Annotated in this window: 9 protein-coding genes; 4 read left to right on the top strand and 5 right to left on the bottom strand. The window is 72.8% G+C overall.

The features are described 5' to 3' along the window. Both OHA55_RS36395 and OHA55_RS36390 read right to left on the bottom strand, forming a co-directional pair. On the bottom strand, nt 1-1778 hold a 1778-nt coding region (locus OHA55_RS36395; RefSeq protein ID WP_266714799.1), incomplete at its 3' end, for a GAF domain-containing protein. Nucleotides 1779-2135: 357 nt separating this feature from the next. Continuing rightward, on the bottom strand, nt 2136-3002 hold the full coding sequence (locus tag OHA55_RS36390) for a 3-hydroxybutyrate dehydrogenase (RefSeq protein ID WP_266714793.1): 867 nt from the start codon (nt 3000-3002) through the stop codon (nt 2136-2138). Between the two features lie 477 nt (nt 3003-3479). Here OHA55_RS36390 and OHA55_RS36385 point away from each other — a divergent pair, with 477 nt between their 5' ends. Continuing rightward, the gene (locus OHA55_RS36385) at nt 3480-4898 is read left to right on the top strand and encodes a PHB depolymerase family esterase (RefSeq protein WP_266714797.1); all 1419 of its coding nucleotides are present in this window, start codon (nt 3480-3482) and stop codon (nt 4896-4898) included. A gap of 54 nt (nt 4899-4952) precedes the next feature. Here the strand turns inward: OHA55_RS36385 and OHA55_RS36380 are convergent, their stop codons facing one another. Next, nucleotides 4953-7895: an FAD-binding and (Fe-S)-binding domain-containing protein gene (locus OHA55_RS36380; RefSeq protein ID WP_266714795.1), complete on the bottom strand. Its 2943-nt coding sequence runs from the start codon at nt 7893-7895 to the stop codon at nt 4953-4955. 73 nt (nt 7896-7968) lie between these two features. Next, nucleotides 7969-8412 (bottom strand): MarR family winged helix-turn-helix transcriptional regulator, encoded by a 444-nt coding sequence (locus OHA55_RS36375; protein WP_266714791.1) that lies wholly within the window; start codon nt 8410-8412, stop codon nt 7969-7971. Between the two features lie 327 nt (nt 8413-8739). Here OHA55_RS36375 and OHA55_RS36370 point away from each other — a divergent pair, with 327 nt between their 5' ends. Then, nucleotides 8740-10545 carry an ABC transporter ATP-binding protein gene (locus OHA55_RS36370; RefSeq protein WP_266714789.1) on the top strand — a complete coding sequence of 602 codons (1806 nt, stop codon included), beginning with the start codon at nt 8740-8742 and terminating at the stop codon, nt 10543-10545. A gap of 177 nt (nt 10546-10722) precedes the next feature. Then, nucleotides 10723-11586 (top strand): endolytic transglycosylase MltG, encoded by an 864-nt coding sequence (mltG, locus tag OHA55_RS36365; protein WP_266714787.1) that lies wholly within the window; start codon nt 10723-10725, stop codon nt 11584-11586. 90 nt (nt 11587-11676) lie between these two features. Here mltG and OHA55_RS36360 read toward each other — a convergent pair whose 3' ends face one another. After that, complete coding sequence (locus OHA55_RS36360; protein ID WP_266714785.1) at nt 11677-12819, bottom strand: NAD(P)-binding domain-containing protein; 1143 nt, start codon at nt 12817-12819, stop codon at nt 11677-11679. Nucleotides 12820-12958: 139 nt separating this feature from the next. On the opposite strand from OHA55_RS36360, the gene OHA55_RS36355 reads away from it, so the two are divergent. Continuing rightward, nucleotides 12959-13381: a secondary thiamine-phosphate synthase enzyme YjbQ gene (locus tag OHA55_RS36355; RefSeq protein ID WP_266714783.1), complete on the top strand. Its 423-nt coding sequence runs from the start codon at nt 12959-12961 to the stop codon at nt 13379-13381. Nucleotides 13382-13757 lie beyond the last annotated feature (376 nt).

Genomic DNA, 13757 nt, shown 5'->3' with positions numbered 1-13757 from the left:
GTGTTGACGTGCAGGGCGTCCTTGGCACGGGTCAGACTGGTGCCCGCCTCGAAGTAGGCGGCGAGGGTGCGGACCAGCTCGGTGCCGCGCCGGGCGTCGTAGTCGAGGAGCGGGCCGAGCGTGGCGCGGACGAACCCGCCGACGTCCCGCGCATCTCCCAACAGCACGCCCAGGAAGCCAAGTTGATGAGCGGATGCACCTTCGCCCTGTCGGCCCAGAACGTGCAGGGCACGCAGACAGCGCACCGCCTCCGCGTGGGCGGCCGCGAGGGCCGCCGGACCCGTGGCCGGACCCGCGGCGGCCACGGTGACCGGAGCCCCGGTGAGATGGCCCAGCTGGGCGGCGGCCGCGCGCGCCGCCCGCTCCGGGGCCCGGTGCTCGTCGGCGGTCACCAACAGCACCACCGCACCGGCGTGTTCGGCGCTCGCGCTGCCGCCCGGAGAGCCGAAGAGATGGCGTACGACGGCCGAACCCAGCCGGTCCCTGGCCTCCGGCACCGTGTCGGCGACGAGCACCAGACGCGGCTGGTCGAGGTCCACGCCCAGCCTCCGGCCCCGCTCGGCCAGCAGCGCCGGATTGCGGCCCGCGTCGGTGAGCAGGTCGGTGACGAGCTCCCCCCGCACCCGGTTCTCCGTCTCCGCGACAGTGCGCCGCAGCAGCATGAGCAGACCGGTGACGACCCCTGCGCGTTCGAACATTCGCCGGTCGGAGTCCTCCAGCGCGTCCCGCCGGTGCAGCACCATGATGGCGAGCAACTCCTGCCCCGCCAGAACGGCGCAGATCCACCGCCCCGAGCGGGCCACCGCGCGGGCCGCGGCCCGCGACTCCTCGGCGGCGGTGACCAGCCACCCCGCGTCCATCGAGTCGGCGGCGAAGGGACCGCCGTCGTGCCGGACGGCGGCGAGCGGGCGGCCCGCCGGATCGTGGACGGTGAGCGCACCGTCGAGCAGACCCGCGACGGCGGCCGCCACGTCCCGGACGTCCCCGCCGCGCAGCACCAGGTCGGTGAGCCGGTCGTGCGCCTCCTCGGCCCGCTGCACGGCCGCCGAGTGGGCCCGCACCAGCGCGTTCACCTCCGCGAGTTCGGCGAGCGCGGCCCGGGTGTCGTGCAGGGCCCGCGCCGTGTCGATGGCGATCGCGGCGTGCGCGGCCAGCGACGAGAGCAGCGCCACCTCGTCCGGGCCGAACGCGCGGGGGGAACGGTCGGCGGCGAACAGCACCCCGATCACCTTGCGGTCTTCGCCGTGCACCGAGCCGAGCAGCAGCGGCACCCCGAGGATGGCGACGAGACCTTCCTCGAACACACCCGCGTTGATGTTGCGGGTGTGCCGGAACCGGTCGTCGGTGCGGTAGTCCGGGGTCGCGTACGGACGGGTGGTCTGCGCGACGAGACCGCCGAGCCCTTCGCCGAGTTCGAGCCGGAGGTTCTGGAAGACCGGTGACACCGACCCGTCCGTGACCCGCATGTAGGTGTCCCCGGCCTCCTCGTCCGGCAGCGTCAGATAGGCCGTGTCCGTGCCGAGCAGCATCCTGGCCCGCCGGACGATCGCCTTCAGCACCTCGTCGAGATCCCGGGAGGCGGCGAGGTCGCCCGCCGTGTCGAAGAGGGCGGTCAGTTCGAGCTCACGGCGGCGGTGCGCGCGCAGCGAACCGCGTACCCGCAAGGCGGTGGCCACCGCCCGCTCGGTCTCCGCGAGGTCGGCGCCGCCGACCCCCGCCCCGCGGGCCTCCCCGGTGACCGCGCCCAACGCCTCGGCGGGAGCGTCCTCGGCCAGCATCTCCAGCAGCCGGCGCAGATGAGGCGCGGCCGAGGATTCCGCCGCACGAGCGGCACCGGGGCGCGGGGGAGGGGAGGCGTCGGCTCCGGGCCGTGGCGCGCCCGTCGCTGCCGTGCTGGTGTCCATCTCGGCCTCCCTGCCGTTCCCCCTTGCCGTACCCCCGCCCGTCCCGCCGGTCACCGGGCCGCGGCGGGACCGGTACGGCACGCGGGGGAGGGGCGGGGTGGGGCCACGCCGGTCGGGTGCGCGTCCCGTGATGCGCACACCCTGCCAGCCCGGACCGCCCACGTCACCCCTTGTGAACTGGCCTTTCCCCGGCGGCCGATCGCGCGCCGCGACACCGGCCGCGGCTTTTGCCTAACGGGCCGTCCACGCCCCGTCCATCGGCAACGACGCCCCGCTCACCGACCCGGCGTACGGTCCGCACAGCCAGAGCACGGTCGCACCGACCTCCTCCGGCTCGATCAGGCGCTTGACGGCACTGCGCTCCAGCAGCACCCGCTCCAGCACCTCCTCCGGCCCGATGCCGTGCGCACGGGCCTGATCGGCGATCTGGCCCTCCACCAGCGGGGTGCGCACGTACCCGGGGTTCACGCAATTGCTCGTCACCCCGTGCGGGGCACCCTCCAGGGCGACGACCTTGCTCAGGCCCTCCAGGCCGTGCTTGGCGGCCACGTACGCGGACTTGAAGGGGCTGGCCCGCAGACCGTGCACCGAGGAGATGTTGACGACCCGCCCCCAGCCGCGCTCGTACATGCCCGGCAGGGCGCGGCGCAGGATGCGGAACGGGGCCTCCAGCATGACCCGTTGGATCAGCGTGAACCGGTCCGGGGGGAACTCGTGCACCGGGGCGACGTGCTGGAGACCGGCGTTGTTGACGACGATGTCCACCGTGCCGACGGCCAGCGCGTCCACCTGCTCCGGGTCGGACAGATCGGCGGTCACCGCGGTCCCGCCGACCAGCCGGGCCACCTCACGGGCCCCTTCTGCGGCGATGTCCACCACGAGAACGTGCGCCCCGGCCGAGGCCAGCGCCACCGCGCAGGCCCGGCCGATGCCGCTCGCGGCTCCCGTGACGAGTGCCGTACGGCCGGTCAGGAAGCGCCCGTCCGGCACGTCCGGCGGGGTGGGACCGGTGGACGTGCCGGACCCGCCCGGTCCGGCGTCGCCGGACGGGGGCGGTGGGGCCGTGGGGCCGGCCGCGGGTCTCGAAATGCTCTCCATGGGCGTCACGGTAGGAAGGCCGGCCGGCTGCTCACACGTGGGCGGCCCACACAGTTCGCTCCTCCGTCATGGTGTCCCGTCCCATGGGTCCCCGCCGGACCGTGCCCGTGCCGCCCGGGTGGCGTGCCGTGCCCACCCCGGGCTGCCCGTGGTGGAAGGACCCGTACACGCCACCGGCCCGGACAACGGTCCGCGCGCACACTTCCCAGGGTTCCGGATGGGGCGCGTCCACATGTCGGGCCCCCCGCGCCGCGCCTAACGTCCCCCCTCGGCAGACGGCCGGCGCCCTCCGGGGCCCTCCCCGCCGGCACCGGGCGGGACCCCGGTACCGGCGGTCCGCCCGCCGCACCGACCGCCCAGAGCCGCATCGCCCGGTCATCCCGGCGACGGCTCGCGCACCCCCGGAGGTACTCCGTGCGCCGTCCCACCCCTCTCGGCCGCCTCGCGCGGCGGATCGGACGCTTCGCCGTCTCCGGTCTGCTCCTCGCGGCAGCCGGCACCACCGTCCTCGCCCAGCCCGCCGCCGCCGCGGGCGGCCTGACACCGGTCACCGGCTTCGGCTCCAACCCGGGCAACCTCTCGATGTACACCTACGTACCGGCCCAACTGCGGCCCGGCGCGCCCCTCGTGATGGCACTGCACGGCTGCGCCCAGACCGCCAACGACTACTACGCCAACAGCGGCTGGACGAAGCTGGCCGACGCGTACGGCTTCGCCGTGGTGTTCCCGCAGACCAGCTCGGCGAACAACTCCCTCTCCTGCTTCACCTGGTTCAGCCCCTCGGACACCTCGCGCGGCCAGGGCGAGGCGGCCTCCCTCGCCCAGATGGTCACCAAGGCCGAGTCGCTGTACGGCTCGGACGCGGACCGGGTGTACGTCACCGGGCTGTCGGCCGGCGGCGGCATGGCGGCGAACATGCTCGCCGCGTACCCGGACCTCTTCGCGGGCGGCTCCATCGCCTCCGGCCTGCCCGCCCAGTGCGCGACGAGCCAGACCGCCGCCTCCACCTGCCAGTACGGCAGTCTCAACCTCACCCCGGCCCAGTGGGGCGACAAGGTCCGCGCCCAGTACCCCGGTTACGCGGGACCGTGGCCGCGCGTCGCGATCTGGCAGGGCACGTCCGACTACACCGTCTACCCGGTCAACGCGACCGAGCTGCGCGACCAGTGGACCAACGTCCACGGCGTCTCCCAGACCCCCTCCAGCACCACGACCCTCTCCGGCAGCACCACGCTGACCAGCTACGACGACGCCTCGGGGAAGCCCGCCGTGCAGCTGTACCAGATCAGCGGGATGGGCCACGGCCTCGCCGTCGACCCGGGCTCCGGCGCCGGACAGTGCGGCACCGCCGCCGCGTACTTCCTCGACACCATCTGCTCCAGCTACTACACGGCCACGTTCTGGGGACTCGACCAGCAGGGCGGCGGCGGAACCGACCCGGGCCAGGGTGGCGAGAAGCTGCCCGCACCCACCGGACTCGCGGCCGGCACGACCACCGACACCTCGGTCCCCCTGACCTGGTCCGCCGTCCAGGGCGCCGCCTCGTACCGCGTCCACCGGGGCGGTACACAGGTCGGCACGCCCACCGCGACCGCCTTCACGGACACCGGGCTGACGGCGGCCACCTCCTACACGTACACCGTCGCCGCGGTCGCCGCCGACGGCACGGTCGGCACTGCCTCCGCAGCGGTCACCGCCACCACCTCCGGCTACACCGCGACCTGCACCACGGCCAGCAACTACGCCCACGTGACGGCGGGCCGGGCCCACACCAGCGGCGGGTACACCTACGCCAACGGCTCGAACCAGAACATGGGGCTGTACAACCTCTTCGTCACCCACACCCTGAAGCAGACGGCACCGGGCACCTACGTCATCGCCGACTCCGGCTGCTGACCCGGCGCGCTCGCCGGCCGGCCTCCCCGCCCCGGTACCCGAGGCCCGGGGCGGTCAGCCGGACGGGCGCGTCGCCCGCTCCAGCTCCGCCAGCACGGAACGGTAAGGGTGCCCGGTGGCCCGCTCCATGCCGATCTCGCACATCCGGTTCGCCGAGACGTAGACGTCGTGGTCACGCGCACCGACCTCGGCGGCCTCCTTGGCCGTCGCCGAAGCGGTCAGCTCCTCGTGCAGCATCCCGCGGTCTCCGGCGAACCCGCAGCACTTCGCGTCGTCCGGCAGGAACACCTCCTCCGCGCAGGCCCCGGCGAGCGTACGCAGCCGGTCCACCAGCTCCAGATGCTCCATCGAACACGTCGGATGCACCACGGCCGAACCGGCCCTGCGCTCCACCGTGAGCCGCGGGAGCAGTTCGTCGGCGGCCCAGGCCAGGGAGTCCACCACCGTCAACTCCCGGTGCAGGGCACGATTGTCGTCGGTGAGGTAGGGGACGACCTCCCGCGCGATGCCGAGGGTGCAGGAGGTGGCGTCGACCACCAACGGCAGAGCACCGCCGCCGGTCCACCCCCATGCCGCCTCCACGACGCGGTTGGCCATCACGGCGTTGGCCGCGTCGTACCCCTTGGAGTGCCAGATCGTCGCGCAACAGGTCCCGGCCACGTCGCCCGGAATCCACACCGGCCTGCCCGCACGGGAGGAGAGGGCCACGACGGAGTGCGCGAGCGACGGCTCACGGTCCCCGGCGGGGCCGGCGAAGATCCGGTTCACGCACGCCGGGAAGTACACCGCGTGAGCCCCGGCGCGCGAGGTGGCCGGGAGCCGGCGGGAGGCTGCCGGAGGGATCTCCGGCAGCCACTCGGGCACCAGGTCCGGGCGGACCGCCTTGCGGGCGAGCCGGGTCACCGCCGTCAGCAGCGGGTCCCGCACCCGGTCGCCGAGCCCGTCCGCCACGGCCACGGCGAGCCGGGCGGCTGACTCCACCACCCGGAAGTGCCGTGCGGTGAGCACCGCGATCCGCTCCTCGCGGGGCGAATGCCGCAGCGAGCGGAAGCCCTTCATCATCGCGCCGGTGTCGATGCCGACGGGACACGCCAGCATGCAGGTGGAGTCGCCCGCACAGGTGTCGACCGCGTCGTAGCCGTACGCGTCCAGCAGGGCGTCCTCGACCGGGGAACCGTCCGGCTGCCGCAGCATCTCCCGCCGCAGCACGATCCGCTGACGCGGCGTGGTGGTGAGGTCCCCACTGGGGCAGGTCGGCTCGCAGAAGCCGCACTCGATGCACGGGTCGGCGACCGCCTCCACGGAGGGGATCGTCTTCAGGCCGCGCAGATGCGCGCGGGGATCGCGGTCGAGCACCACCCGGGGTGCCAGCACCCCGGCAGGATCGATCAGCCGCTTCGTACGCCACATCAGCTCCGTCGCCCGAGGGCCCCATTCGCGCTCCAGGAAGGGCGCGATGTTGCGGCCGGTGGCGTGCTCGGCCTTCAGCGAACCGTCGAACCGGTCCACCACCAGCGTGCAGAACCCGTCCATGAACGCGGCGTACCGCTCGACGTCGGCGGGAACCCCCGCGTCGAAGGCGAGGAGGAAGTGGAGGTTGCCGTGCGCCGCGTGACCGGCCACCGCCGCGTCGAAACCGTGGCGCGCCTGGAGCTCCAGCAGTGCCTCGCAGGCCTGTGCCAACCGGGACGGCGGGACCGCGAAGTCCTCCGTGATCAACGTCGTACCGGCGGGGCGCGAGCCGCCCACGGCGGTCACGAACGCCTTGCGCGCCTTCCAGTACCCGTTGATCGTCCCCGGGTCCCGGGTGAACTCGTTGGTGACCGACGCCGCCGGGGCGACCAGGGCAAGCCCCGCCACCACTTCGGCCGCCGCGCGCTCGTACGCCTGCCGCGCCGCCTCGTCCGGGGCCCGGAACTCGACCAGCAGGGCCGCCGTCTCCCGGGGGAGCGCCGCCCAGTCGGCCGGTACGCCCCGCACACTGACCGAGGCGCGCAGGGTGTTGCCGTCCATCAGTTCCACGGCGAGGGCGCCGGCCGCGTTGAACAACGGCACGGCGGCGGCAGCGGCGGTGAGCGAGGGGAAGAAGAGCAGCGCCGTGGAGGTGTGCCGGTCGAGCGGCAACGTGTCGAAGACGACCTCCGAGAGGAAACCGAAGGTCCCCTCGGAGCCGACCATCAGCCCCCGCAGGATCTCCACCGGCGTCGCGCCGTCCAGGAACGCGTCCAGGCGGTAGCCGTTGGTGTTCTTGATCTCGTACTTGGCACGGATGCGTGCGGTCAGCGCCTCGTCCGCCCCGATCTCCGCCTTCAGCGCCATCAGGCCCTCGCACAGACGCGGCTCCGCGTGCGCGAGGAGCTCGTCGGCGGCCGGGTCGGCGGTGTCGACCATCGTGCCGCTCGGCAGGACGAAAGTGAGGGAGGCGACCGTCCGGTAGGAGTTCCGGGTGGTGCCCGCGGTCATCCCGGAGGCGTTGTTGGCGACGACCCCGCCGACCGTGCAGGCGATCGCGCTCGCCGGGTCGGGGCCGAGCACCCTGCCGTACCGGGCGAGCGTGGCGTTGGCCCGCGCGATCGTGGTGCCGGGGCGGATCCTGGCCCGCGCACCGCCGTCCAGGACGGTCACACCCGACCAGTGGCGGCGCACGTCGACGAGGATGTCCTCGCCCTGGGCCTGGCCGTTCAGACTCGTGCCGGCGGCACGGAAGACGACGTTCCGCCCCTTGCCGTGCGCATACGACAACACCGCGGAGATGTCGTCCACGTCCTCCGCGACCACCACGACCCGGGGCAGGAAGCGGTACGGACTGGCGTCGGAGGCGTACTTCACCAGGTCGGAGACCTTCCAGAGCACCTTCCCCGCGCCCAGCAGCGCGATCAGCTCCGAGCGCAGGGGTTCGGGGGTGCCCGCCGCACTCCGGTCGGAGACGCGGTCGGGCGCCGCCCCCCGCGTCCCGCCCGGGCGCAGGGCCTCCGGCTTCGGCTCCAGCAACGGCAGCTCCGGCAATTCCGGCATCACAGCATCCCCTCGGACGGCCGGACGCGGTCCTCCCGCGCCCGGGCGCGAGGGCTCAGCAGCGGCGCCCCGGCAACCCGTCGACGAGGGCGGCCAGCAGCCCGCCGAGCACCTCGCGCTGATCGGCGCTCAACGGTGCCAGGATCTCCTCCGCGGCGGCCCGGCGCGCGTCGCGCAGCGAGCCGAGAGTGGACCGCCCCGTGTCGGTGATCTCGATGCGCACCACCCGCCGGTTCGCCGGATCGGGCGCCCTGCGCACCTGACCGCCCGCCTCCAGGCCGTCCACCAGGCTGGTCACGGCGCGCGGGACCACGTCCAGCCGCTGCGCCAGATCGGCCATCCGGGGCGGGGAGTCGTACTGCGCGACCGCGCGCAGCAGCCGGAACTGCGCGGGTGTGATGCCGATCGGCTCCAGCTGGCGGCTCTGGATGCGGTGGAGCCGTCGGGTGAGCCGCAGGAGCTGTTCGGCGAGATGACCGTCGGAATCGGGGGAGTCCATGACGGAACAATATCAGGACCTGGTTCATTGTGAGTATAGGTAACAATGGGGTACGCTCTTCATGGCTCGGACCGCCGAGCCTTCCCCGGATCCTCGCGGTCCCGTACCGCCTCGCTCGCTCCACGCCCTCCGCCGCACCCGTGCGTGCCCCGTGCCCGATGCACGCACACGCCCGTCACGCACTCGCCCGTCACGCACTGCACGCCACGCACTCGCCCGTCACGCACTGCACGCCACGCACTGCACGCCACACGCATGCACGCCGCGCCCGCCAACGCACGCACGCCCCGCACGTCGACGCACGCCATGCACCCCATGAAGGAGCCCATGAAACCCGACGAACCCACCTGGACGCCCCCACCCAAGGACGGCACTCAGCCGCCCGCCGAGGTGCGCCGCATCCTCCGCCTCTTCCGCCCCTACCGCGGTCGCCTCGCGCTGGTCGGGCTGCTGGTCGGCGCCTCCTCCCTGGTGTCGGTAGCCTCCCCCTTCCTGCTCCGCGAGATCCTCGACACCGCCATACCGCAGGGGCGCACCGGCCTGCTCACGCTGCTCGCGCTCGGAATGATCGCCACCGCGGTGATGAACAGCGTCTTCGGCGTTCTCCAGACCCTCATCTCCACCACGGTCGGCCAGCGCGTCATGCACGACCTGCGCACCGGCGTCTACTCCCAGCTCCAGCGGATGCCCCTGGCCTTCTTCACCAGGACGCGCACCGGCGAGGTGCAGTCACGCATCGCCAACGACATCGGCGGAATGCAGGCGACCGTCACCTCCACCGCCACCTCCCTGGTCTCGAACCTCACCTCCGTGGTCGCCACCGTGGTCGCGATGCTCGCGCTCGACTGGCGGCTCACCCTCGTCTCCCTGCTCCTGATGCCCGTCTTCGTCTGGGTCAGCCGCCGCGTCGGAAGCGAGCGGAAGAAGATCACCACCCAGCGGCAGCGGCAGATGGCAGCGATGGCGGCGACCGTCACCGAATCCCTCTCCGTCAGCGGCATCCTGCTCGGCCGCACGATGGGCCGTTCCGACTCGCTGATCAAGGGTTTCGCCGAGGAGTCGGAGCGGCTGGTGGACCTCGAAGTCCGCTCCAACATGGCGGGACGCTGGCGCATGTCGACCATCGGCATCGTCATGGCCGCCATGCCCGCGGTCATCTACTGGGCCGCCGGTCTGACGCTGAGCGCCGGCAGTACGGCCGTCTCCATCGGCACGCTCGTCGCCTTCGTCTCCCTCCAGCAGGGCCTCTTCCGGCCCGCGGTGAGCCTGCTCGCCACAGGCGTCCAGATGCAGACCTCCCTCGCGCTCTTCCAGCGCATCTTCGAGTACCTGGACCTCGAGGTCGACATCACCGAGTCCGCGAACCCCGTGCGGCTGGACCACATCCGCGGAGAGGTCACCTTCGAACACGTGGGCTTCCACTACGACGAGAAGAGCGGCCCCACCCTCGACGACATCGACGTGAAGGTGCCGGCGGGCAGCAGCCTCGCGGTGGTCGGTCCCACCGGATCGGGCAAATCCACCCTGAGCTACCTGGTGCCCCGGCTGTACGACGTCACCGCCGGCCGCGTGACGATCGACGGGGTCGACGTACGGGACCTCGACTTCGACTCCCTCGCGAGAGCGGTCGGCGTGGTCTCGCAGGAGACGTACCTCTTCCATGCCTCGGTCGCCGAGAACCTCCGCTTCGCCAAGCCCGACGCCACCGACGAGGAGATCGAGGCGGCGGCACGCGCCGCGCAGATCCACGACCACATCGCGTCACTCCCCGACGGCTACGACACCCTCGTCGGCGAGCGCGGCTACCGCTTCTCCGGTGGTGAGAAACAGCGCCTCGCCATCGCCCGCACGATCCTGCGCGACCCCCCGATCCTGGTGCTCGACGAGGCGACCAGCGCCCTCGACACCCGTACGGAGCACGCCGTCCAGGAGGCGATCGACGCCCTCTCGGCAGGCCGCACCACGCTCACCATCGCGCACCGCCTCTCCACCATCCGGGACGCCGACCAGATCGTCGTATTGGAGGGTGGCCGGACGGTCGAGCGGGGCACGCACCAGGAACTCCTCGCACGCGACGGCCGCTACGCCGGCCTCATCCGCCGGGACACTCGACTGGCACCCGCGGCGGGCTGACCGTCCGTGCCGGGTACCGGCGCCCTGGGCCGCCGGGCCGCCGAGCCGACCGTCCGCGCCGGCTCCCGACGCCCCCGGGCCGCCGGGCTGCGGCGGCCCGTCACCCGGCCGCAGGGTTACCGGGTGTCGAGCGCCGATCCCACCGACCCGGGGCATTTGTACGGTTATCGTGCTCGCATGGTGAACGAGCCCGGTACTTTCCCGTACCGCCGGAGGCTGCGCCCCACCCGGCGGGGCAAGGCGATGCTGCTCCTCGGGGGCGCTCTCGTGGCCGCCGCCACGATCGCGGCCCCGCTGCTGGTCCTCGAGGACGGCCCGGAGATGAGCATGGAGGAGGCCGTCTCCTCCTCGCTGGTCATCCCCGAGGGATGGCGTGCGGGCCAGATCTACACGGCCATCGACCAGGCGCTCGACGTCCCTCCGGGGACCACCGAGAAGGCGATGCCCGAGGCACGACTGCCGCTGCCCCCGGCCGCCCACGGCAATCCGGAGGGGTATCTCTTTCCGGCCACCTATCCCATCCGCTCCGACACGACCCCCGGAAGCCTGCTCCGCTACATGGTGGAAACGGCCTCCCAGCGGTTCGGCGACGACCGGATCGCCGCCGGAGCGCCGCGCAACGGCATCTCCGCCTACCAGGCGGTGACGCTCGCCAGCGTCATCCAGGCAGAGGCGGACACCGCCTCCGACATGGGAAAAGTGGGCCGGGTCGTCTACAACCGCCTGCACCGGGACATGCCCCTGCAGATGGACTCGACGCTCAACTACGCCCTGCGGCGCTCCACGCTGGACACCACCACCGAGGACACCCGCATCGACAGCCCGTACAACACCTACCGGCGCAAAGGGCTGCCGCCCACCCCGATCGGCAACCCCGGCGAAGAGGCGATGCGTGCCGCCATCGGCCCCACCGCGGGCCCGTGGCTGTACTTCGTCACGGTCGGACCGGGGGACACCCGCTTCACCGAGAGCTACCAAGCGCATACGCGGAACGTCGCCGAGTTCAACCGGAACCGGGAGAGCGCCGCACCCGCCGGATGACGACGGGCGGCGGGCGGTCCGGGCGGTTCGTTGCGGCCTTGCGGTGCGCCCGGTCCGGACCGTTCGTGCGGTGCGCGCGGTCCGGGCGGTTCAGACGGGGGCCGGGGAGCAGGCCGCGACGGGCGCCGCGGCGGGGGTCCCCGCCAGCAGTCGCACGACCGAACGCACCGCGGCGCGACCGGCGCGGTTGGCCCCGACGGTGCTCGCGGAGGGGCCGTAGCCGACGAGGTGGACGCGCCCGTCCCGTACCGCGCGGGTGTTCTCCACCCGGATGCCGCCACCGGGCTCCCGCAGCTTCAGCGGTGCCAAGTGGTCGACGGCGGGCCGGAATCCGGTCGCCCAGAGAATCACGTCGGCGTCGACCTCGGTGCTTCGCCCGCCGTCCCGGGGGCGGTCCCAGGCCACCCCGGTCGGGGTGATCCGGTCGAACATCGGCAGCCGGTCGAGAATCCCCCGCGCCCGCGCGTCGCGGACCGCGTCGTTGAGAGGCAGCCCGGTCACGCTCACCACGCTCCCGGGCGCCAGCCCTTGCCGCACCCGCTCCTCCACCAACGCGACGGCGGCACGACCTTGTTCGGGCCCGAACGGTCCCTCGCGGAAAACGGGCTCGCGCCGGGTCACCCAGTACGTGGCCGCCGCGACATCGGCGATCTCCATCAGATGCTGCGTACCGGAAGCCCCGCCACCGACCACCACCACCCGAAGCCCCGCGAAAGCTTCCGGCCCCGGGTAGCCGGCCGTGTGGAGCTGCCGCCCGAGGAAGGTCTCCTGCCCCGGGTAGCGAGGCCAGAACGGCCGGTCCCAGGTGCCGGTCGCGTTGATCAACGCCCGCGTCGCGTACGCCCCCTCGGTCGTCTCGACCACCAGCCGCCCCTTTTGCTCCCCGCCTCCCTCCCGGACCGCCGTCACGTCTACCGGCCGGTGCACCCGGAGGTCGAAGCGCCGCTCGTACGTGTCGAAGTACGCGCCGATCACCTCGGCGGAGGGCAGATCCGGGTCGGCGCCGGTCAGTTCCATGCCCGGCAGCGAGTGCATCCCGTGCACCTTGCCGTACGTCAGCGAAGGCCAGCGGAACTGCCATGCGCCACCCGGGCGCGGCGCGTGGTCGAGCACCACGAAATCACGGTCCGGCTCCATGCCGACCCGCGCCAGATGATGGGCGGCGGCCAGTCCGGCCTGCCCCGCACCGATCACCACCACGTCCGTCGCCCGCACCGTCCCGGAATCGTTCACGCTTCTACCAACTGCGGAAGCATGCGTCCTCTTCCCCCGCGATCCCTTTTCCCGCTCCCGGGCAGGTAGAGGCCGACGGGCCGCCGGGGCCGCCGACCTCCACTCGCCGTCCGGAGGCCCGTGGCGGGAAGATGGCGCCATGCCTGATTCCTTCACCACGCACGTCCTGCACCTCACCACCGGGAGCACGGAGACGGTCACCGACCTCACCCACGACTGCCAGCAGTTCCTCTCCCGCGCCGCCGCCGGCCGCGACGGGCTGCTCAACATCTTCGTCCCCCACGCGACGGCCGGGATCGCCGTACTGGAGACCGGGGCCGGCAGCGACGACGACCTGCTGGCCACCCTGCACACCCTGCTCCCCGCCGACGACCGCTGGCAGCACCGCCACGGCACCCCCGGCCACGGCCGCGACCACGTCCTCCCCGCCCTCGTCCCGCCCCACGCGACCCTGCCGGTGATCGCGGGCCGCCTGGAGCTCGGCACCTGGCAGTCGGTGTGCCTGGTGGACACGAATCGCGACAACGCGAACCGGCAGGTGCGTCTGTCATTCCTCGGGTAGGGCTGCGTCTGCCGTCACTGTAGGAGTGATGTCCGGCCGCACCAAGTGAGACGGCCGCAACTCCGGGCAGGACTGGGTGACCGGTTCTTTGTGGCGGTGCACGTCCGGGAGAGGCCACCCCGCGAAGAACCCGACGACAGGATCGTGGTGTCGGGCGGGCAGGACTTGTCGTTCACCGTCCCACCGGGCAGCGGTGCCGCTGCAGCCCTCGCCTGCTGCAAGCAGTGTGGGATCCGCTGCGAGGGCTTGTCTCCGTTCTGACACGAGTGAGCACGATCCCGTAGGGCCTTGTGTATGTATGTCCTCGCTGGGGCGTCTGCGATTCGGCCAAAGTCTGTGTGGCTCTTGTGTTCGACATGTGAAGAGCTGTTTGATT

It is taken from the genome of Streptomyces sp. NBC_00102, from assembly GCF_026343115.1.
Classification (GTDB): domain Bacteria; phylum Actinomycetota; class Actinomycetes; order Streptomycetales; family Streptomycetaceae; genus Streptomyces.
The sequence above is the reverse complement of the archived record's forward strand: the minus strand, read 5'-3'. Positions and strand labels throughout refer to the sequence as shown.

What these genes read in the sequence shown, in the direction of transcription:
- OHA55_RS36375 (WP_266714791.1), bottom strand. Translation starts at nt 8,412, where the DNA reads ATGGACTCCCCCGATTCCGACGGTCATCTCGCCGAACAGCTCCTGCGG.
- OHA55_RS36390 (WP_266714793.1), bottom strand. Translation starts at nt 3,002, where the DNA reads ATGGAGAGCATTTCGAGACCCGCGGCCGGCCCCACGGCCCCACCGCCC.
- OHA55_RS36355 (WP_266714783.1), top strand. Translation starts at nt 12,959, where the DNA reads ATGCCTGATTCCTTCACCACGCACGTCCTGCACCTCACCACCGGGAGC.
- OHA55_RS36370 (WP_266714789.1), top strand. Translation starts at nt 8,740, where the DNA reads ATGAAACCCGACGAACCCACCTGGACGCCCCCACCCAAGGACGGCACT.
- mltG (WP_266714787.1), top strand. Translation starts at nt 10,723, where the DNA reads ATGGTGAACGAGCCCGGTACTTTCCCGTACCGCCGGAGGCTGCGCCCC.